The organism is Novosphingobium sp. TK46 (genome assembly GCF_055361525.1).
Window position 1 is genome coordinate 292,992 of record NZ_CM143963.1, and the last position, 19,364, is coordinate 312,355.

21 protein-coding genes are annotated in these 19,364 nt (G+C 64.5%); 10 read left to right on the top strand and 11 right to left on the bottom strand.

Features of this window, described 5'->3' with window-relative positions; all coding sequences use genetic code 11:
• Nucleotides 1-252: 252 nt before the first annotated feature.
• Nucleotides 253-654 carry a 30S ribosome-binding factor RbfA gene (gene rbfA, locus ACXJ1Z_RS01350; protein WP_463778970.1) on the bottom strand — a complete coding sequence of 134 codons (402 nt, stop codon included), beginning with the start codon at nt 652-654 and terminating at the stop codon, nt 253-255.
• A gap of 119 nt (nt 655-773) precedes the next feature.
• Here rbfA and ACXJ1Z_RS01355 point away from each other — a divergent pair, with 119 nt between their 5' ends.
• A complete protein-coding gene (locus ACXJ1Z_RS01355) occupies nt 774-1,079 on the top strand; it encodes an RcnB family protein (protein ID WP_463778971.1) in 306 nt (101 codons plus the stop codon).
• Nucleotides 1,080-1,260: 181 nt separating this feature from the next.
• On the opposite strand, the gene ACXJ1Z_RS01360 is transcribed toward ACXJ1Z_RS01355, so the two are convergent.
• The 7 genes from ACXJ1Z_RS01360 to pspF all read right to left on the bottom strand — a co-directional run bounded on the left by ACXJ1Z_RS01360 (nt 1,261) and on the right by pspF (nt 9,119).
• Entirely contained in the window at nt 1,261-1,797 is a 537-nt protein-coding gene (locus ACXJ1Z_RS01360; protein WP_463778972.1) for a DUF1697 domain-containing protein, read from the bottom strand.
• Complete coding sequence (locus ACXJ1Z_RS01365; protein WP_463778974.1) at nt 1,794-2,168, bottom strand: glyoxalase superfamily protein; 375 nt, start codon at nt 2,166-2,168, stop codon at nt 1,794-1,796. The genes ACXJ1Z_RS01360 and ACXJ1Z_RS01365 overlap by 4 nt, the downstream gene beginning before the upstream one ends.
• Before the next feature lie 20 nt (nt 2,169-2,188).
• Nucleotides 2,189-4,918, bottom strand: a complete 2,730-nt coding sequence (infB, locus tag ACXJ1Z_RS01370; RefSeq protein ID WP_463778975.1) for a translation initiation factor IF-2 — start codon at nt 4,916-4,918, stop codon at nt 2,189-2,191.
• Between the two features lie 22 nt (nt 4,919-4,940).
• A complete protein-coding gene (locus tag ACXJ1Z_RS01375; protein ID WP_463778976.1) occupies nt 4,941-5,717 on the bottom strand; it encodes a DUF448 domain-containing protein in 777 nt (258 codons plus the stop codon).
• Nucleotides 5,698-7,332: a transcription termination factor NusA gene (nusA, locus tag ACXJ1Z_RS01380; protein WP_463778978.1), complete on the bottom strand. Its 1,635-nt coding sequence runs from the start codon at nt 7,330-7,332 to the stop codon at nt 5,698-5,700. The genes ACXJ1Z_RS01375 and nusA overlap by 20 nt, the downstream gene beginning before the upstream one ends.
• Nucleotides 7,333-7,335: 3 nt before the next feature.
• Nucleotides 7,336-7,896, bottom strand: coding sequence for a ribosome maturation protein RimP (gene rimP, locus ACXJ1Z_RS01385; protein ID WP_463778979.1), 561 nt, complete (start codon nt 7,894-7,896; stop codon nt 7,336-7,338).
• A gap of 179 nt (nt 7,897-8,075) precedes the next feature.
• Nucleotides 8,076-9,119 carry a phage shock protein operon transcriptional activator gene (pspF, locus tag ACXJ1Z_RS01390; protein WP_463778980.1) on the bottom strand — a complete coding sequence of 348 codons (1,044 nt, stop codon included), beginning with the start codon at nt 9,117-9,119 and terminating at the stop codon, nt 8,076-8,078.
• 163 nt (nt 9,120-9,282) lie between these two features.
• On the opposite strand from pspF, the gene ACXJ1Z_RS01395 reads away from it, so the two are divergent.
• The 5 genes from ACXJ1Z_RS01395 to ACXJ1Z_RS01415 all read left to right on the top strand — a co-directional run bounded on the left by ACXJ1Z_RS01395 (nt 9,283) and on the right by ACXJ1Z_RS01415 (nt 11,333).
• Complete coding sequence (locus tag ACXJ1Z_RS01395) at nt 9,283-9,474, top strand: hypothetical protein (RefSeq protein WP_463778981.1); 192 nt, start codon at nt 9,283-9,285, stop codon at nt 9,472-9,474.
• Between the two features lie 143 nt (nt 9,475-9,617).
• Nucleotides 9,618-10,340 (top strand): phage shock protein PspA, encoded by a 723-nt coding sequence (gene pspA / locus ACXJ1Z_RS01400; protein WP_463781137.1) that lies wholly within the window; start codon nt 9,618-9,620, stop codon nt 10,338-10,340.
• Nucleotides 10,341-10,394: 54 nt separating this feature from the next.
• Entirely contained in the window at nt 10,395-10,760 is a 366-nt protein-coding gene (locus tag ACXJ1Z_RS01405) for a PspC domain-containing protein (protein WP_463778982.1), read from the top strand.
• Nucleotides 10,761-10,784: 24 nt separating this feature from the next.
• Nucleotides 10,785-11,063, top strand: coding sequence for a hypothetical protein (locus ACXJ1Z_RS01410; protein WP_463778984.1), 279 nt, complete (start codon nt 10,785-10,787; stop codon nt 11,061-11,063).
• A 39-nt stretch (nt 11,064-11,102) separates the two neighbouring features.
• Nucleotides 11,103-11,333 (top strand): hypothetical protein, encoded by a 231-nt coding sequence (locus ACXJ1Z_RS01415; RefSeq protein WP_463778986.1) that lies wholly within the window; start codon nt 11,103-11,105, stop codon nt 11,331-11,333.
• A gap of 28 nt (nt 11,334-11,361) precedes the next feature.
• Here ACXJ1Z_RS01415 and ACXJ1Z_RS01420 read toward each other — a convergent pair whose 3' ends face one another.
• Nucleotides 11,362-13,410 (bottom strand): NAD(+) synthase, encoded by a 2,049-nt coding sequence (locus ACXJ1Z_RS01420; RefSeq protein WP_463778987.1) that lies wholly within the window; start codon nt 13,408-13,410, stop codon nt 11,362-11,364.
• A gap of 112 nt (nt 13,411-13,522) precedes the next feature.
• Here ACXJ1Z_RS01420 and ACXJ1Z_RS01425 point away from each other — a divergent pair, with 112 nt between their 5' ends.
• Together ACXJ1Z_RS01425 and ACXJ1Z_RS01430 are read left to right on the top strand one after the other, a co-directional pair.
• On the top strand, nt 13,523-13,930 hold the full coding sequence (locus ACXJ1Z_RS01425; RefSeq protein ID WP_463781138.1) for a SufE family protein: 408 nt from the start codon (nt 13,523-13,525) through the stop codon (nt 13,928-13,930).
• Nucleotides 13,920-14,315 (top strand): YbaN family protein, encoded by a 396-nt coding sequence (locus ACXJ1Z_RS01430; RefSeq protein WP_463778989.1) that lies wholly within the window; start codon nt 13,920-13,922, stop codon nt 14,313-14,315. The genes ACXJ1Z_RS01425 and ACXJ1Z_RS01430 overlap by 11 nt, the downstream gene beginning before the upstream one ends.
• Nucleotides 14,316-14,394: 79 nt before the next feature.
• Here ACXJ1Z_RS01430 and katG read toward each other — a convergent pair whose 3' ends face one another.
• The gene (gene katG, locus ACXJ1Z_RS01435) at nt 14,395-16,605 is read right to left on the bottom strand and encodes a catalase/peroxidase HPI (RefSeq protein WP_463778990.1); all 2,211 of its coding nucleotides are present in this window, start codon (nt 16,603-16,605) and stop codon (nt 14,395-14,397) included.
• Nucleotides 16,606-16,767: 162 nt separating this feature from the next.
• Nucleotides 16,768-17,286: a sterol desaturase family protein gene (locus ACXJ1Z_RS01440; RefSeq protein ID WP_463778992.1), complete on the bottom strand. Its 519-nt coding sequence runs from the start codon at nt 17,284-17,286 to the stop codon at nt 16,768-16,770.
• Between the two features lie 182 nt (nt 17,287-17,468).
• Here ACXJ1Z_RS01440 and ACXJ1Z_RS01445 point away from each other — a divergent pair, with 182 nt between their 5' ends.
• Both ACXJ1Z_RS01445 and leuC read left to right on the top strand, forming a co-directional pair.
• A complete protein-coding gene (locus tag ACXJ1Z_RS01445) occupies nt 17,469-17,858 on the top strand; it encodes a hypothetical protein (RefSeq protein WP_463778993.1) in 390 nt (129 codons plus the stop codon).
• Nucleotides 17,859-17,930: 72 nt separating this feature from the next.
• Nucleotides 17,931-19,364 carry a 3-isopropylmalate dehydratase large subunit gene (gene leuC, locus ACXJ1Z_RS01450; protein WP_463778995.1) on the top strand — a complete coding sequence of 478 codons (1,434 nt, stop codon included), beginning with the start codon at nt 17,931-17,933 and terminating at the stop codon, nt 19,362-19,364.

Consider the following 19,364-nt stretch of genomic DNA (forward strand, 5'->3'; position numbering starts at 1 on the left):
GGGGGCGCGTGTTCATCACCTGCTGCCCGGCATCGATGCGGTGGATCGATCGCGCTTTGCACCACAGCCGGGACCGTCCAGGGCCAGACAGCGTGCTGCGCCACCCGACTGCTGAGCGATCGCCGCGATTGTCTCGTACCAGACCCAGCGGCCTTGCCCGCCTCCATGCAAGAATGCGATATCGCGCATGCCGCCACTCTCCCCTCGCATTTGCTCAGGATGGTATCGGGTCGCCCATGTCAGGCAATCGGCCTAGCTGGGCTGATCTCCAAGGTCGCGCGCTACGCGTGGATCGGAGAGCAAGCGATCGATCCGGTCGGCCTCCTCGAACGTCGAATCGACCCGAAACCGCAGCTTCGCAGCCGACTTAAGGCCCAGGTTGCGCGCGACTTCCTTCTGGAAGAAAGCGGTGTTCTGCTGCAACGCCTTCAACACCGCAGCCTCGTCAGAGCCGAGCAACGGCTTCACGAAAGCGGTGGCGAGGCGCAGGTCTGGCGACATCCTCACTTCCGTCACGCTTACCGAGTGTGCACTGAGCGTGGCATCATGCACCTGCTGGCGCGTGAGGATCTCGGACAGGATGTGACGAACGCGCTCACCCACCTTGAGCAAGCGGACAGAGTGTTGTTCGGGAGTGATCTGCTGGCGAGCCATGATTGCGTCCATTTGGCGGCGTGGCGACATATTGCAACAATTGATTACGCCACAAAGCTGGACGCACACCGTTTATCCAGCGAAATTGCAATCCAAGGAGTTACCCGATGAGACGCATAGTGCTCGCCAGCCTCGCGATCGTTTCCCTCGTGCCGACGATTTCGATCCCGGCGATAGCGAAGGATAACCGGGCGGACGATCGTGGTCGCCAGGTCGGTCATGCTGCGCCTCATCACCAGTTCAAGCGCGGCGAGAAGTTCGACCGCCGCCAAGCTTCTAACTATCAGGCAATCGACTATCGTACGAACAAGCGGCTCAAGGCACCGCCACGTGGATACCAATGGGTGCGTTCAGGCAACGATGCACTGCTGGTGTCTTCACGCGACAAGGTGATCTCATCGATTATCGCGGGAGTCTACCGCTAGGCAGATCCGTCGGGGTCGGTGGAGGCACGGTGTCCCTTTGCCTTCTGCGATCCTGACCGATGACATTGCGGGGCCTTGCGAGGCCCAGGGCGAACCGGCTTTTTCGCCGCCGTCCGGCAAGCTCTTCCCCCCGCCCTGCCCCGGCGGGGGGACGCAATGTCCCTCATTCAAAAGCGCTGCGTTAGATCATCTTATCAAGAATGCGCGCGAGCGTGCGCACATCGCGCGAGGCGCCTTCACACCCCAGCCGACGCGCGATGAACGGGCCGGTCAAACGGCTGGCGACGGGATCACCCTGATAATCGATGAACAAAGCTCGCTCGGCTATCGCCAAACGCTCGGGACCGCGACCGGAAAAATCGGCGACAAGCCTGGCGAACTGCGCGGGCTCGGGCCGCCCGGCAAGAAACTGGGTATGAACCGAGCCGTCCGCATCGTCATTCCTGAACGGATTGCCCTCGATGCCAGCGCGGATCTCGCCCGTGTTGCGAACGGCGACGAAGCTCTCCATGTCGAACCGCTCGACCATCATGTGCCTCAGAAGGTCTTCCAGGCCCTCAGTGGGCCTATCGTCGTAGGAGAACAGCACGTTGCTGCCGGAGACGACGGTTTCGACGTCGTCGAACTCCTCACGCTCCAGCGCATAGCGTAAATCCGCCAGCGTCAGGCGAGTGCCACCCGCGGTCAGCTGGCCGAACAGCGCAACATAGCGGGTCATCCGGAGCACGCCTTCGAATAAAAAGTCAGGCGGTTACCTGCGGGATCGGTGATCGTCATCTCGTCGGTTCCCCAGGGCGTCCGCTTCGGCTTACCGGGACGGGCGTTGCCGAAGCGCTTGGCACGCAGCTCAGCCGCAAAACCGCAGACATCATCGACCGGGATGCGAACGGCGGAACCCGGCGTGGCATCGCCATAATGCTCGGACAGATGAAGCTCGCAGTCGCCGCGCCTCAAGCCCAAGTACAGCGGCAGGTCCGGCTCGAAGCGATGCTCGAATGTTACTTCGAAGCCCAGGAAGTCACGATAGAAGGCCCGGGCTCGCGCCTCGTCGAAGCTGCGCAGGATCGGAACGGGGGAGCCGCACGTCATTGCCGGCTACCCCCGCCCAGTCAGCCGACCGTACGATCGCGATGGCTGACCTCGAACACTTCGAGCTGGTCGCCGGCACGCACGTCGTTCGTCTCCGCCAACACGACACCGCACTCGGTACCGGCGCGCACTTCGTCGACATCGTCCTTGAACCGGCGCAGCGACTGGATGAGCGTGGCCGAGATGATGACGTCGTTGCGGGTAAGCCGCGCGTGGATGCCCTTGCGGATGAAGCCTTCGACGACCAGCAAGCCGGCTGCCTTGTCCTTCTTGCCCGCGGGGAACACCTGCTTGACCTCGGCACGACCGACGACGGTCTCGATCCGCTCGGGGCCCCAGATGCCGGCCATCTGCTTGGCGACTTCTGCGGTCAGCTCGTAGATGATGTCGTAGTACATCATCGGCGTCTTGGTCCGCGCCACCTGCTCGCGCGCCTTCGCGTTGGGACGCACGTTGAAGCCGATGATCGGCGCGCCGCTGGAAGCAGCCAGCGTCACGTCGCTCTCGGTGATCGCGCCCACGCCGGAGCTGAGCACGCGCACCTTGATCTCGTCGTTCGACAAGGCATGCAGCGCCTGGTTGATCGCCTCGACCGAGCCTTGCACGTCGGCCTTGATGACCACCGGGTACTCGATGACGTTCTTCTTGTCCGCGAGGGCAGAGAACATCGTGTCGAGGCTGGCGGGCGCCGTGGCGGTGCGCTGGGCGGTCGCCTGCTCCTGACGGTACAACGCGACTTCGCGGGCACGCTGCTCGCTCTCGACGACCGACAGCAAGTCACCGGCCATCGGCACGCCGCCAAGGCCCAGGACCTCGACCGGCAGCGAGGGCGGGGCTTCCTTGATGGGGCGACCCTTGTCGTCGAGCATGGCGCGCACACGGCCGCTCTCGGACCCAACGACGAAGATGTCGCCGACCTTGAGGGTACCGCGACGGACCAGCACGGTGGCGAGCGGACCCTTGCCCTTGTCGAGCTTGGCCTCGATCACCGTCGCGTCGGCATGACGGTCCGGGTTGGCGCGCAGCTCGAGCAATTCCGCCTGCAGCAGGATCTTCTCGATCAGTTCGTCCAGACCCTTGCCGGTCTTGGCCGAGACTTCGACGTCCTGCACGTCACCCGACATGTCTTCGACCACGACCTCGTGCTCAAGCAGGCGCTCACGCACCTTCTGCGCATTCGCTTCGGGCTTGTCGATCTTGTTGATCGCCACGATCATCGGCACGCCGGCCGCCTTGGTGTGGCGGATCGCCTCGATCGTCTGCGGCATGATGCCGTCATCGGCCGCAACCACCAGCACGACGATGTCGGTCACGTTGGCACCGCGCATGCGCATCTGCGTGAACGCGGCGTGGCCCGGCGTGTCGAGGAAGGTGACGAGATCGCCGCCCTTGGTCTTGATCTGGTAAGCGCCCATGTGCTGGGTGATGCCACCCGCCTCGCCGCGCACCACGTCGGTGCCGCGCAAGGCGTCGAGCAAGCTGGTCTTGCCGTGATCGACGTGACCCATGATGGTGACGACCGGCGGCCGCGGGACTTGCGACTCATCGGTGTCGACATCGTAGGAGCTGTCGAGGTCGACGTCGCTCTCGGACACACGCTCAAGGTTGTGGCCGAATTCGGTGACCAGCAGTTCCGCGGTATCCTGGTCGATCGTCTGATTGACCGTGACCATCATGCCCATCTTAAAGAGCGACTTGACGAGATCGGCACCCTTTTCGGCCATGCGGTTGGCGAGTTCCTGGACGGTGATCGCTTCGGGCACGATGACATCGCGGATCTGCTTGTCGCGCGGCTGCGACTTGCCGCCGAAGTGCGAACGACGCTCTTTCTCACGCGCACGCTTGAGCGCGGCGAGGCTGCGGGCGCGAGCACCCTCGTCATCGTTGAGCGCGCGGGTGACGGTAAGCTTGCCGGACTGGCGCCGATCGGCACCAGCACCCGCGCCACCCTTGGCACGATCGCCGGGGCGTGCAGGTGCAGGAGCCGGGGCGCCCTTTTTGGCGTCGACCTTCTTGGCTGGCGAAGCGCCGGTAACGGTCGGGCTCGAACCCGCAGCATTGGCGGCAGGGGCTGCCGGTTCGGGACGGCGCGGCTCGGGGCGCGCCACGGGCGTGAAGCGCCGTGGTGCGGGCGTGATTTCGGGTTCGGGCGCGGCCACCGGCTGTGGAGCCGGCGCGGGTGCTTCGGCCGGCTGTGCGGCAGCCGTGGCTTCCGGCGCTGCAGCCGGTTCGGTAGCGACCTTTTCCTCGGCTTCCGGCGCAGGTGTGGCCGGAGCAACTTCGACCGGCGCTTCGGCTACCGGCGCTGGCGCTGCGGTCGCCTCCTCTTCAGCGCGACGCTTCCCTTCGGCGCGGCGCTTTTCTTCCTCGAGCGTGCGGGCACGCTGCTCTTCCTCGCGGCGCCGCGATTCCTCGGCCTGGCGAAGGCGATCTTCCTCGGCCTCGCGCTGGAGACGGGCAACGCGCTCCTGCGGCGTCTCGTTCGATGGCGGCGCGCGCTTCACCGGCGCAGGCGCGGGCGGTGGCGGAGCAGCCTGGACCGGTGCCGGCTCGGGGGCAACGGCCACGGTTTCGGGCTTGGTCTCGACAGCTTCGCCCGGACGGCCCAGCACCTTGCGGCGCTTCACTTCGACCACGACCTTGTTGGTCCGGCCGTGGCTGAAGGTCTGCTTGACCTCGCCGGCCTCGACCGAGCGCTTGATACCAAGCGGCTTGCGTCCGAGGGTAGGCTTGTTGTCGGTCTCGCTCATAAGTCTCTAATCGCCCTTCGAATCAAATCGTCGTTGCGGCCGCGGCGTCGGCTTGCGCCGGCCCCTGACCTTCATTTGCATCAGTCTCGGCCACGGCTGCGGCCTGCCCGCGAAAATGCAGCAGGCGCTGCAACGGCGCGGCGACTCGTTGTGCCGCTTTGCCGTCCGTCAGCGCCAGGTGAACGACGTTGTCGCGGCCCAATGCCACAGACAGCGCCGCTCGGTCCAGTGGCAACACTGTCCCACGCAAGCCACTTCCTTCACTCTCGCTGCCCACCCGCCAGGCTTGGTCGAGCTTACGCGACCCGTCCTCGGCAGCATCGGCGGCATGCGCCAGCCACTGCACCTGGCCGCCGCGCGCATTTTCGGCGATCCGGTCGGAGCCGAGCAGCAAGCGGCCCGCCTTCGTTTCGAGGCCAAGCCGGTCGGTGAACGCACGCACCAGCGCGCTGTCGATCCTGTCAGCCAGATCGTCGGGAATAACGAGAGTTGCGCCGTCGAGCGACTTGCCGAAGGCGCGCATCAACGCACCCTTTAGTTTGCCCTTCGACTGCGCTTTTTCAAGGTCCGCGCGAGAAACACCGATCCACGCGCCGCGCCCGGGGGCACGCGCGTGGATATCGGGTAGCACGATGCAAGCGCCGTCCAACCCCGGTGGCGATACCGCCAGGCGGGTCAGTGCATCACGCGCGGCGACTTCCCCGGAAAGGATACATGTCCTCTCCGGCTCGTCACCGGACGTGCCGGCGCGGGTATCGGATCTGTCGGAACTTACGCGATCATTGTGAGGAATCCGCATTGGCGGCCTCCTCGATTGCAGGCTCTGCAGCCTTCGGTTCGTCTTCGAACCAGTGAGCGCGCGCGGCCATGATGATCTCGTTGCCCTGCTCTTCGTTCAGGCCATATTCGCCCAGGACGCCGCCCTTGTCCTCGTCGCGAGCGCGACGATTGACGGTGCCGTCACGACGACGCTGCTCGACGCGCTTTTTGGCGATGAGCTCGTCGGTGGCGAGATCGGCCAGATCGTCCAACGTGCAGATCTTCGCCTTGCCCAGCGTGACCAGCATCGCCTCGTTGAGGTGGGGCAGGTCGGCCAGGGCATCGTCGACACCCATCGCCCGGCGCTGTTCGCGATAAGCTTCCTCACGGCGCTCCAGCGCTTCGGCGGCGCGGCTCTGCAGTTCCTCGGCCAGTTCCTCGTCGAAGCCTTCGATGTTGGCGAGCTCGGAAATCTCGATGTAAGCGACTTCCTCCATCTCGCTGAAGCCTTCGGCGACCAGCAACTGTGACAGCGTCTCGTCCACGTCGAGCTCTTCCTCGAACATCTTGGAGCGCTCGAGGAATTCCTTCTGGCGCTTCTCCGAGCTTTCCTGCTCGGTCATGATGTCGATCTGCGAGCCGGTCAGCTGCGAGGCGAGACGCACGTTCTGGCCGCGACGACCGATGGCCAGCGAGAGCTGGTCGTCGGGTACCACCACTTCGATGCGGTTCTCCTCCTCGTCGATGACGACGCGGCTGACGGTCGCGGGCTGGAGGCCGTTGACCACGAACGTCGCGGTGTCTTCGCTCCAGGGGATGATGTCGATCTTTTCGCCCTGCAGCTCCTGCACGACCGCCTGGACGCGGCTGCCCTTCATGCCGACACAGGCGCCGACGGGATCGATCGAGTGGTCGTGGCTGATCACGCCGATCTTGGCCCGCGAACCCGGGTCACGAGCAGCAGCCTTGATCTCGATGATGCCGTCGTAGATCTCGGGCACTTCCTGCGCGAACAGCTTCTTCATGAACTCGGGGTGCGCGCGGCTAAGGAAGATCTGCGGGCCGCGGTTCTGACGCTCGACCTTGAGGACGATCGCACGAACGCGCTCACCGACGCGGGCGGCTTCGCGCGGGATCTGCTGGTCGCGGCGGATCACGCCCTCGGCACGACCGAGGTTGACGATCACGTGGCCGAACTCGACCGACTTGATCACGCCGGTGATGATCTCTCCGGCGCGGTCCTTGAATTCCTCGTACTGGCGATCACGCTCGGCATCGCGAACCTTCTGGAAGATCACCTGCTTGGCCGACTGCGCATCGATGCGCCCAAGATCGACGGCAGGAAGCGGATCGACGATGAAGTCACCGACCTTGGCGTCTTTTTGCAGCTTCTGCGCCTGCGCGACGTCGACTTGCTTGAAGTAGTCCTCGACCGCCTCGACCACTTCGACGACGCGCCACAGGCGCAAGTCGCCGGTGCGCGGATCGAGCTTGGCGCGGATGTCGTTCTCCGCGCCGTAGCGGTTGCGGGCCGACTTCTGGATCGCTTCTTCCATCGCTTCGATGACGATCGACTTGTCGATCATCTTCTCGGTGGCGACGGAGTTCGCGATCGCGATCAGCTCGGCGCGGTTGGCGGTAATCGCACTGGCCATGGCTTAGTCTTCCTGTTCCTCAAGAATTTCGTCGGCGCCCTCTGCTTCGAGCGGGCGGGTAGCGGCGATCAGCTTGTCCGTAAGGATCAGCCGAGCGGAAACGACATGGTCGAGCGGGAACGTGACCCGGCCCGACTTGCGATCATCGAACGACACCGTATCGCCTTCGAGGCCGACAAGATCGCCGTGCAGACCCTTGCGGTTGCCCTCGATCGGTTCAGTCAGCGTGATCTTCGCTTCGTGGCCCGACCAGTTGGCGTAGTCCTTGGCGCGGGTCAGCGGGCGATCGATGCCGGGCGAACTGACTTCGAGGCGATAGGCCTCTTCTATCAGCATCTCGCCCGCGGCTTCCAGCACGTCGAAACGATCGGAAATGCGACGCGACAGCGCCGCACAATCGTCAAGGATAAGCTGACCTGTCGCCGGGTTCTCGGCCATGATCTGCAAGGCGATCTCGTCGTCGCCGACCTCGCTCTTGCCGAAGATGCGCACACGCACAAGATCGAAGCCGAGGGCCTTGACCTCAGGCTCGACGACCTCGGTGATGCGCGCGATATCTACCAAACGAAAGCTCCAAATGCCGATGGGGCAAACGCGTCCTGAGTGCCGGCCCCCTGCGGCGCCAGCCCGATTTCGCGTTACCAATGTCGGGATGAGCGGCAGATAGTCTCAAGCAAGTAAAAACGCAAGGGCCGGCTGAAGCATTTGCCAACAGGCTTTTTGGGAGATTCACGGCGTTCGCCTCAAGCATGCGGTCCGAGGCCATGCTTCCTGAGACAATGCCGGAGTTGATCGTAACTGAGTCCAAGCGCGGCGGCGGTCCGGCGCTGGTTCCAGCGATGCCGCTCAAGTGCGGCTGCCACCAATGCGCGCTCATGAAGCTCGACCGCCGCACGCAGATCGTCGACTGGCGGCTCGCCGGCAATCGACGCTGTGGATGCGGCTTTCGGCACGGGTAAAGCCATCTTCGCGCCCGCGATGTCCGAACCCGCTGCGCCGACATCCGAAGGCGCCCAGGCGCTTTCGAATGGATCGAATACTATCCGGCCCACGGGATGCGTGTGATCGTCCCATCGATAGACCGCGCGCTCGACCACGTTGCGTAACTCGCGCACGTTTCCCGGCCAGCTATAGGCTTCAAGCGCATCCATCGCCGCAGACGTGAACCCTGGCCAGCGGTCCCAGCCGATTTCGGTCGCCATACGTCGGCCGTAGTAGGCGGCAAGTTCGGGCACATCACCCTCGCGCGCGCGCAACGGCGGCAGGGTAATTACCTCGAAGCTCAGCCGGTCGAGCAGATCAGGGCGAAACCCGCCCTGGGCGGCGAGGCGGGGTAGATCGGCATTGGTGGCGCCGACAATTCGCACATCCACCTGGATGGGGCGCGAGGCGCCAATGCGCGTAACTTCGCCGTATTCGACCGCGCGCAACAGCCGCTCTTGCGCGCCCATCGACAGGGTGCCCAGTTCGTCGAGAAAAAGCGTGCCCTTGTCGGCCTCTTCGAAACGCCCGGCACGCGCCCGGGTGGCGCCGGTAAAGGCCCCCGCCTCATGCCCGAACAACTCAGCCTCGATCAGCGTCTCGGGCAATGCCGCGCAGTTGAGGGTGACAAGTGGCTCGCCCCAGCGAGGGCTTAGGCGATGCAGCCGTTGCGCGATCAATTCCTTGCCCGTGCCGCGCTCACCGATGACGAGCACCGGCCGCGCCATCGGTGCCGCACGAGATGCGCGTTCGACAGCGTCGAGGAACGGGATTGATTGACCGATGAATTGGAAGTCGCGCTCCATCGCCAACACTTAGCGAAAATTACCAATTTATCGCAAGTGCAGCCTTAGCGAGAAAGATGAAGCAAAGTGTCAAACCGCACTTTTGCGCGCCGGAATGCAGTTGGCACGTTGTTTGCTGAGTGGTTCACGACGACAACTCCAGGCACTGGCAAGGACGAGACCCATGCTTTTCCGTGACGAAGCAAACACCGGCAACGCGAACACCCGCACCCGCCTCGACGCCGCGATCATCGCCAGCGTACTGGCGATGGGTGCGCTCAACCTGCTGGTGATCGCGGATCAGATCGGCCCTTCGAAGGCCTACGCCGCCGCGCCTTGCCACTGCGGCACGATCGCCGGTGTCGCGCTGGCATGACGCGCCTCGACGCCGAGATCGCCGGGCTCCGACACGCGCGGGTTCCGGAAACGCCTTCGCTGCTGACGCTCGACGGGCTGGACGAACCCCGCTCGACGCAAGCCCCCTCCCCGGTTTATCGTCTTTCCAACGCCGACCGGCACATGACCAGAAAGGGCATCCCCGCCATGGGTATCTTCTCCCGGACGCGCGATATCATCGCCGCCAACTTCAACGACCTGCTTGAAAAGGCCGAAGACCCGGCCAAGATGATCCGCCTGATCATCCTCGAGATGGAAGAAACCCTGGTCGAAGTGCGCACCTCCAGCGCACGGACCATCGCCGACCAAAAGGAGATGCGCCGCCACGTCGCCAAGCTCGACAAGTTGCAGGCCGACTGGTCCGACAAGGCGCAACTGGCGCTGAGCAAGGGCCGCGAGGACCTTGCGCGTTCCGCCCTGGTCGAGCGCAAGAAGGCCGCCGACATGAGTGACCAGCTCAACGCCGAGATCGAAGTGCTGGACGATGCCCTGCGCGCCTACGAGCAGGACATCGACAAGCTTCAGAACCGCCTGCGCGAGGCCCGCTCGCGCCAGACCTCGATCGCGGCGCGGCTGCAAAGCGCCGAAAACCGGGTCAAGCTGCGCACGCTGCTGTCCAGCGAGCGTGTGGATGAGGCTATGGTGAGGTTCGACCAGCTCGAGCGCCGCGTCGACTATGCCGAGGGCCGCGCCGACTCCCTGAGCATGGGCGACAGCCGCCAGCCCAGCCTGGCGGACGAGATCGCCGCGCTGGAAGATGGCGACAGCATCGAGGCCGAACTAACCGAGATGAAGCGTAAGATGGGCGGCGCCAGGCCTGCCGATCCTGCGCAGACCTCGAACTGATCGAACGACAACATGACCGGGCATCGACTCGCTATCCGTGAAGGGAACAGGACAGTGGCACGCGGAAAATTCTATCGTGACAAGGCGAACGGCAAACTGGCGGGGGTTTGTGCGGGGCTGGCCGATTACACCGGCGTCGACGCGTTATGGATCCGCATCGCCGCGGTCCTGCTGACGCTGACGGTGTCGTTCATCACCATCCCGCTTTACATCGGCGCCGCGATCGCCGCGCAAAAGCGTCCAGCCTCCCTCTACAGCGAGGCCGAGGAGGACCGCATGCTGCGCCGCCTGGATCGGGCTCGCAACAAAAGCCGCTATCGCTCCGAACTGTCCGAGATAGACCGGCGCGTCGCTGACATCGAAGCGCGATACACCACCAGCAACGCGCGCCTCGCCGCCGAGATCGACAGCCTGCGCTAGGCGCTAACCAGAGGATATTTCGTCATGGAAGCTGCAGCGGTTCTAGTTCCACTCGCTCCGTTCATTATGGTCTGCTTCATCGTTTGGATTAAACACCAGGGGAAGATCGCGCAGTTGCAGGTCACCGAGACGGCGGAGAAAGCCGCGCAGTACGCCTCTCACTCGCGCGAACTCGAGGAGCGGGTGCGCGTGCTGGAGCGGATCATCACCGACGGCGGCTACGACACCGCGCTTCAGATCGAAGCCCTGCGCGATACCCGCGGTGTCGAAGCGCAGCGGGCAGCGGACAAGTCCGTCAACTGAATCGCGGCGCCCCGGGCGCGCAAGCAAGGAAGTGAAGTCATGAGTCTTGGAGCTGTGATCGTCGCCATCGTCGCCATCGTCGCGTTCGTCTGGCTTGGCGCGCAGAAATATCGCAGCGATAACGCCGCTTTCGGCACAAGTTCTCGCGAGCCGGAACTGGAGCTCGAAATCGAGCGGCTGCGCAAGCGGATCGCGGTGCTCGAACGCATCGCGATCGAGGAACGCGGCGGCGACAAGCTGGCACGCGAGATCGAGGCGCTGCGCGATTGAAAGACCCCGCGGCGCTTGCATCCCACCCTCAGGGTAGCGCGCGCTTGAGCTCCTCGATCCACACTGCCGCGCTCGCATCCGAGGGCGCGCGCCAGTCCCCGCGGGGGCTCAGCGCACCACCCGAAGACACCTTCGGCCCGTTGGGGATCGCCGAGCGCTTGTACTGGCTGAAGCTGAAGAACCGCCACAGAAATGCCTCGAGCCACCGGGCGATCACCGGCAGGTCATAGGCGACCTTCGCATCCTCCGGGATACCGGCGGGCCACGTCCCACGGCTCGCATCATGGAACGCATGCCAGGTCAGGAACGCCACTTTCGACGGCTTCTGCCCGAACCGCATGATGTGGTGCAGGAAAAAGTCGTTTAGCGCATAGGGACCGATCTTGCTTTCCGTACTCTGCATCTCGCCGTCCTCGCCAGCGGGGACCAGTTCGGGCGAAATTTCGGTATTGAGGATTGAGAGCAGCACCTCGGCGGTGGTCGCATCGACCTGGGTCTCGGCGGTCCAGCGGATCAGGTACTGGATCAGCGTCTTGGGCACGCCGGCGTTTACCGCATAGTGGCTCATTTGGTCGCCGACGCCATAGGTGCACCAGCCCAGCGCCAGTTCGGACAAGTCGCCGGTCCCGACCACGAAGCCAGAATGCTGGCTCGACAGACGAAACAGATAGTCGGTGCGCAGGCCCGCCTGAACGTTCTCGAACGTCACGTCGTAGACCGGCTCGCCGCGTCCGAAGGGATGGCCGATGTCTTTCAGCATCGTCGTCGCGGTCGGGCGGATGTCGATTTCCTCGGCGGTGATGCCGAGCGCGTTCATAAGCTTCCAGGCGTTGCTCTTGGTGCCCTCGCTGGTGCCAAAGCCGGGCATCGTATAGCCACGGATCGCCGAGCGCGGCATGCCAAGCCGGTCGCAGGTCTTTGCCATGACGATCAGCGCGTGGGTGGAATCGAGCCCGCCCGAGACGCCGATGATCAGGCTCTTGGCCTTGGTCGCCTCGACGCGGCGCATCAGCCCGTCGACTTGGATGTTGAACGCCTCGTAGCAATCGGCATCGAGCTTGTCGGCGCGGTCGGGCACGAAGGGGAAGCGGCGCAGATCGCGCGTCAGACCGATGTCGCCCTTGGCAGGCTGGTGGTCGAAGGCGATGGTGCGGAAGGTATTCTCCGGGCTGCCCGCCGCCTTGCCGGCGTCGGCATAAGTCGGCAGGCGCAGGCGATCGTTGACGATGCGAGCGCAGTCGATGTCGGCGATGCACAGTTCGGGCTCGAGCGAGAACCGCTCCGATTGCGCGACGAGCCCGCCCAATTCGTAGATCACCCCCTGTCCGTCCCACGCCAGGTCGGTCGTGCTCTCGCCATGCCCGCCGGCGGAGTAGACGTAGGCCGAGGCCGTGCGCGCCGATTGCGAGGCGCACAGCATGTGCCGCTCGTCCGCCTTGCCGATGACGATGTTGGAAGCCGACAGGTTGCACAGGATCGTCGCCCCGGCGAGCGCGCCCAGTGACGATGGCGGCGTCGGCGCCCAGAAATCCTCGCAGATCTCCACGAAGAACCGGAAATTGCGCAAGGTGTTCGAGGTGAACACGAGATCGGTGCCGAAAGGTACGTCCTCACCGCCTAGACGGATCGTGCGTCCGGTCACGCCGATGCCGCTGACGAACCAGCGCTTCTCGTAGAATTCGCGATAATTGGGCAGGTACGACTTGGGTACCACGCCCAGCAGCTTGCCGTCGGCGATCGCCAGCGCGCAGTTGTAGAGTCGGCCGCGATCCGCCAGCGCGGCGCCGACCAGCAGCACTGGCGACAAGCCGGCGCTGGCTGCGACGATATCGGCGATGGCCTCCTCCACCGCCTCGATCATCGCCTGCTGCAAATGCAGGTCGTCGATCGCGTAGGAGGACAGGCACAACTCTGGATAGACAAGCAGGTCGACGCCAGCCGCGTGCGCACGGCGCGCTTCGGCGAGGATCGCGTCGCGATTGTAGGCGACGTCGGCGGTGCGGACCTTCGGGGTGGACGTGGCCACGCGGACGAAGCCGTGGCGGTGCATGTCGTAGAATGGGTGTTGTTCGCTCATGCCATACGCTCTGTCAGTTGCAGCGTCTTCCCGCAACGCCTGCCCGGTCCGAAGGTGCTGGATGATCGACGTGGCTCTTGCTCCGCTGGCTGCGCCCCTTACATGCGATGCGATGCGCACCCTTGATGATATCCGCGAAGAGTATGAGTTCCTGGAAGGCGATGAGCGATACCGCTTGTTGATCGAGCTTGGCCGCGAACTCGATCCCATGCCCGATGCGCTCAAGACCGACGCCACCAAGGTGCGCGGTTGCTCGGCCAGCGTGTGGGTCTATCCCACCAAGGCTGATGACGGCACACTGCACTTCCTGGCCGATAGCAATGCCGCGATCACCAAGGGCATCGTCTCTCTCGTGCTTTCCGCGGTGCAGGATCGCCCGGCCGCCGAGGTCGCGCAGACAGATATCGCGGCAAGCCTGGAACCGTTCGACTTGCGCAATCAATTGTCATCGAACCGCACACAGGGCGTGCCCAACATGATCGCGATGATCCGCGAGACTGCCGCGCGCTATGCCGGGTGACGAGGCGGATGAGCCTGCCGAACTGGTGACCGGCAGAGCCCGGCTGTTGTGGGCGGCCGGCGGCTGGTTCTTCGTCGGGGTCGGAACGGTCGGCATCTTCCTGCCGCTGTTGCCCACAGTCGTGTTCTATCTTCTTGCGGCCTGGTGCTTTTCCAAGAGCCATCCGCATCTGGCCGAAAAGCTTTACGCCGACAAACGGTATGGCCCGCACCTGATCGCCTGGCGCGACCGGCGGGCAATCAGCCGCAAGGGCAAGATTTCGGCGATCCTGGCAATGAGCGCCAGCGTGCCCTTCACGTACTTCGTGCTTGGCTATCCGCTGGTGTTGTTGCCGCTGGCGGTGCTGGTGATCCTTGGTCCATGGATCTGGACCAGGGCGGAGTAATCAAAGCAACTTACGTCATCCCCACCTAAGCGGGGATGACGAAGTTTGACGCAAGTCTCTGACTTACCGCAGATCGAACTTACCGCAGATCGAAGCGATCGGCGTTCATCACCTTGGTCCACGCCGCGACGAAATCGCGCACGAACTGTTCGCCCGCGTCGGTTGCCGCATAGACCTCCGAAATCGCGCGCAGCTGCGAGTTCGATCCGAACGCCAGGTCGGTCCGCGTCGCGGTCCACTTGTGCTCGTCGGTTTCGCGGATGGTGCCCATGAACACCTGATCGCTGCTTTCGTCGATCACCTTCCACGCGGTGCCCATGTCGAGCAGGTTGACGAAGAAGTCATTGGTCAGCTGGCCCTTGCGGGTCGTCAGAACGCCTTCCTCGATATCCCCATGGTTGGCACCAAGCACGCGCAGGCCGCCGACGAGCACGGTCATTTCCGGCCCGCTGAGGCCAAGCAAAGCAGCCCGGTCGATCAGCAGCTCTTCCGTCGGCACGCTCTTGCGCGTCGGCAGATAGTTGCGGAAACCATCCGCCTCGGGCTCCATCGGCTCGAAGTTCTCGATGTCGGTCCACTCCTGCGTGGCGTCTGTGCGGCCCGGTGTGAAGGTGACAGGCACGTTGTAGCCGGCATCCTTTGCCGCCTTCTCCACGCCGACAGCGCCGCCCAACACGATCAGGTCGGCGATCGACACCTTCTTCGCAGGCGTGTCGAACTGCGACTTGATGTTCTCATAGACCGCCAGAACCCTGGCCAGCTTGGCGGGCTCGTTGACATGCCAGTTCTTCTGCGGCTCCAGCCGGATCCGGCCGCCGTTGGCACCGCCACGGTGGTCCGAACAGCGATAGGTCGAGGCCGAAGCCCAGGCCACCGATACCAGTTCCGAGACGGTAAGGCCCGAGTGCAGGATGCGCGCTTCCAGATGCGCGACATCCGCCGCATTGATCCTGGCATAGTCCGCCTTGGGGATCGGATCCTGCCAGATCAGGTCCTCGACCGGAACGTCGGATCCGAGATAACGCGCCTTGGGCCCCATGTCGCGGTGGCACAGCTTGAACCAGGCGCGAGCGAAGGCGTCTGCGAACTGGTCGGGGTTGGCGTGGAAACGCTCGGAAATCTTGCGATAATCCGGATCGACCTTCATCGCCATGTCCGCCGTGGTCATGATCGTCGGCACCTTGACGCCGGCGGTATGAGCTTTTGGCGCGAGCGTCTCTTGCGGGTTGCCGACCGGATGCCACTGCCAGGCGCCGGCGGGGCTCTTCTCCAGCTCGTATTCGTGGTTGAGCAGGTTGTCGAAGTAGCCGTTGTCCCAGGTGATCGGGTCGGCGGTCCAGGCGCCCTCGATGCCACTGGTGATCGTGTGGTCGCCCATGCCGCTCTCGTGGCCCGACTGCCAGCCGAGGCCCTGCATCGCGATGTCCGAACCTTCCGGGTCCGCGCCGACAAGGTTGACGTCACCCGCACCGTGGCACTTGCCGAAGGTGTGGCCGCCGGCGGTGAGCGCCACGACTTCCTCGTCGTTCATGCCCATGCGGTGGAACGTCTCGCGAATGTCGCGCGCCGAGCCGACCGGATCGGGCTCGCCGCCGGGACCTTCCGGGTTCACGTAGATCAGGCCGAGCTGGATCGCTGCCAGCGGGTTCTCCAATGCGAGGCCTGCCTTCTCGTCGATGCGGGTCTGGCCGAGCCATTCCTCCTCGGTACCCCAGTAGATGTCCTTCTCCGGCTCGAACACGTCGACGCGGCCGCCGCCGAAGCCGAACACAGGGCCGCCCATCGATTCGATGGCGACGTTGCCGGTCAGGATCATCAGGTCGGCCCATGACAGCTTGCGGCCGTACTTGGCCTTGATCGGCCAGAGCAGGCGCCGCGCCTTGTCGAGGTTGCCGTTGTCCGGCCATGAGTTGAGCGGCGCGAACCGCTGCGAACCGCTGGACGAACCGCCGCGCCCGTCGCCGGTGCGGTAGGTGCCGGCGCTGTGCCAAGCCATGCGGATGAAGAACGGGCCGTAATGGCCATAGTCCGCCGGCCACCAGGGCTGGCTGTCGGTCATCAGCGCGCGCAGGTCGGCCTTCACCGATTCGAGATCGAGCGTCTTGAACTCGGCGGCATAATCGAAGTCGTCGCCGTAAGGACTGCCGGTCGCGCCCTTCTGAGGCAGGATGTCGATGGAAAGCTGGTTGGGCCACCAGTCCTTGTTGGCCCGGCCCAGCAGCTTGCGCATCGCCTGGCCTTCCTTCATCGGACAGCCGCTCAGCGGGCTACCGCTTGTCTCTGCGTCCATGGTCGCTCTCCTCTTGCGAAATGTTGAACTGTCGTCCGATTAGCCGGATCGACCGCCAAGGTAAAAACGAGTTCGATCAATTACTGCGATAGGCGCGTCCGAATGCCCTTAGTACAGAGGCCCGGGTACAGGGGGCCCGGGGTACAGGGGGCCGGGCACCCCTCAGTCTTCGACCGCGTCCCGCAGCACCGCGACGCCGGCCAGCCGCTGCCGGCGCAAATCCCGTTTCAGGCTGGCAGGATCGCGCGCGACCACGAAGCCGAAGCTGACGCCGCCCTCCTTGCCGATTGTCGCATGATGCAGCTTGTGGGCCTGAACCAGGCGCTTGGCATAACCGCGTTTGGGCACCCAACGAAAGTAACGCTGATGCACCAGGCCATCGTGGATCACTGTGTAGATCACGCCATAGGCAAGAATGCCGATGCCGATCCAGGTGGCGGGCCACCAGGCGGCGGCGCCCAGTATCAGCGGCGATCCGATCGAGAATGCGGCGATGCTCATCGCCGCGCCGAAGACGGCGTAAAGGTCGTTCTTCTCCAGCACCTTGTTATGTGGCTCGTGATGATCGCGGTGCCAGCCCCAGCCGAACCCGTGCATGATATACTTGTGGCTCGACCACGCGACGAGCTCCATCGCGGTGACGGTGGCGAGCACGATCAGCAAGGGTCCGAGGATGGCCATGACGTGCTCCTACGCCTGTTCGTCGCGCTTGTCAGCCGCCCCGAGGAACGTGCGAGCGTCGCGACACTTTCATACAAACGTGCACAATCATGCGACGCGTTATATTCCCGCCGTTCATCTTTGTGCGCCTAAATATGAATGCGACGGACGATACGCCGCCGTACCACCGAGGATAAGATATCATGCGCAAGTTCACCAAGATCGTCGTTCCCGCCCTGATCGCCGCCATGGGCATCGGCGCTGCCGCGGCTCCGGCGCTGGCGCAGCCTTATGCGCAGCAGCACAATGGTCGCCATGACGCGGGCCGCCCGACCCCCGTGCGCAATTCGAACATCCGCGCCGACATCGCCGGCCTGAACCGCGCCATCGACCAGGCCGCCGCCCGCCGCACCATCTCCAACCGCGAGGCGACCAGCCTGAAGCGCGATGCCGTGCAAGTGCAGCGCCTCTACACCCGGTACGCCCGCAACGGACTGACTCGCTCCGAGACGCAGACCCTGCAAAACCGCATCGACCGCATCCACGTCGCCCTGCGCGCAGAGCGCCGTGATCGCGACAACCGTCGCGGCTAACGGCAACCTTCGCACGACGCCGCCCCCGTCCCGCTTGAAAAGCGCGGCGGGGGCGCTTAATCGCCGGCCATTATGACAACCGGCCCACGCACCCTGTACCAGAAGATCTGGGACGCCCACGTCGTCGACACGCGCGATGACGGCACCAGCCTCGTGTATATCGACCGCCACCTCGTCCACGAAGTGACCAGCCCCCAGGCCTTCGAAGGGCTGCGCATGGCGGGTCGCACGGTCCGCAGGCCAGACCTGACACTTGCGGTGCCAGACCACAACCTGCCCACGACCGCGCGCAAGGACGCCGCCGGCAATCCCATCCCGATCGCGGACAAGGAAAGCGCCAACCAGCTCGCGACGCTGCGCACCAATGCGCCCGAGTTCGGCATCCGCTACATCGACGCGACGGACCGCGAACAAGGCATCGTCCACGTCGTCGGACCCGAACAGGGTTTCTCGCTGCCCGGCGCCACCATCGTGTGCGGCGACAGCCACACCGCTTCGCATGGTGGGATCGGCGCGCTCGCGTTCGGCATCGGCACGACCGAGGTCGAGCATGTTCTGGCGACACAGACCTTGTTGCTCAAGCGCAGCAAGACGATGGAAGTGCGGGTCGACGGTCAGCTCGGCCCCGGCGTGACGCCCAAGGACGTCGTACTCCACATCATCGGCGTAACCGGGATGGGCGGCGGAACCGGCCACGTCATCGAATATCGCGGCAACGTGTTCGAGGAAATGTCGATCGAGGGCCGCCTGACGGTGTGCAACATGGCGATCGAGGGCGGCGCCCGCTCCGGCCTGATCGCCCCCGATGAAAAGACCTTCGCCTATGTCAAAGGGCGCCCCTATGCGCCGACCGGTGACGACTGGGACAAGGCCGTCGCCTGGTGGAAAGGCCTGGCCACCGATCCCGGCGCCACGTTCGACAAGTCCTGCGTGATCCGTGCCGAGGACATTCAGCCGACCGTGACCTGGGGCACCAGCCCCGAGGATACCTCGGCGATCGGTGGCTTCGTGCCCGCGCCCGAGGATTTCGCCGACGCATCCAAGCGCGATGCGGTCAAGGTGAGCCTCGACTACATGGGCCTGACACCCGGCACCAAGCTGACCGACGTGGAGGTGCAGAACGTCTTCATCGGCAGCTGCACCAACAGCCGCATCGAGGACATCCGTGCTGCCGCCGCTGTGCTCAAGGGCCGCAAGAAGGCCGATCACGTGAAGTGGGCGATCGTCGTGCCCGGTTCGGGTCTGGTCAAGGAACAGGCCGAGGCCGAAGGCCTCGACAAGATCATCATCGAAGCTGGCCTCGAATGGCGCGAGCCGGGCTGCTCGGCCTGTCTCGCGATGAACCCGGACAAGGTGCCGGCCGGCGAACGCTGCGCCTCGACCAGCAACCGCAACTTCACCGGCCGACAGGGTCCGGGCAGCCGCACTCACCTGATGAGCCCTGCGATGGCCGCCGCGGCCGCGGTGACCGGCCGGCTCACTGACGTTCGCGAACTGGTAGGATAA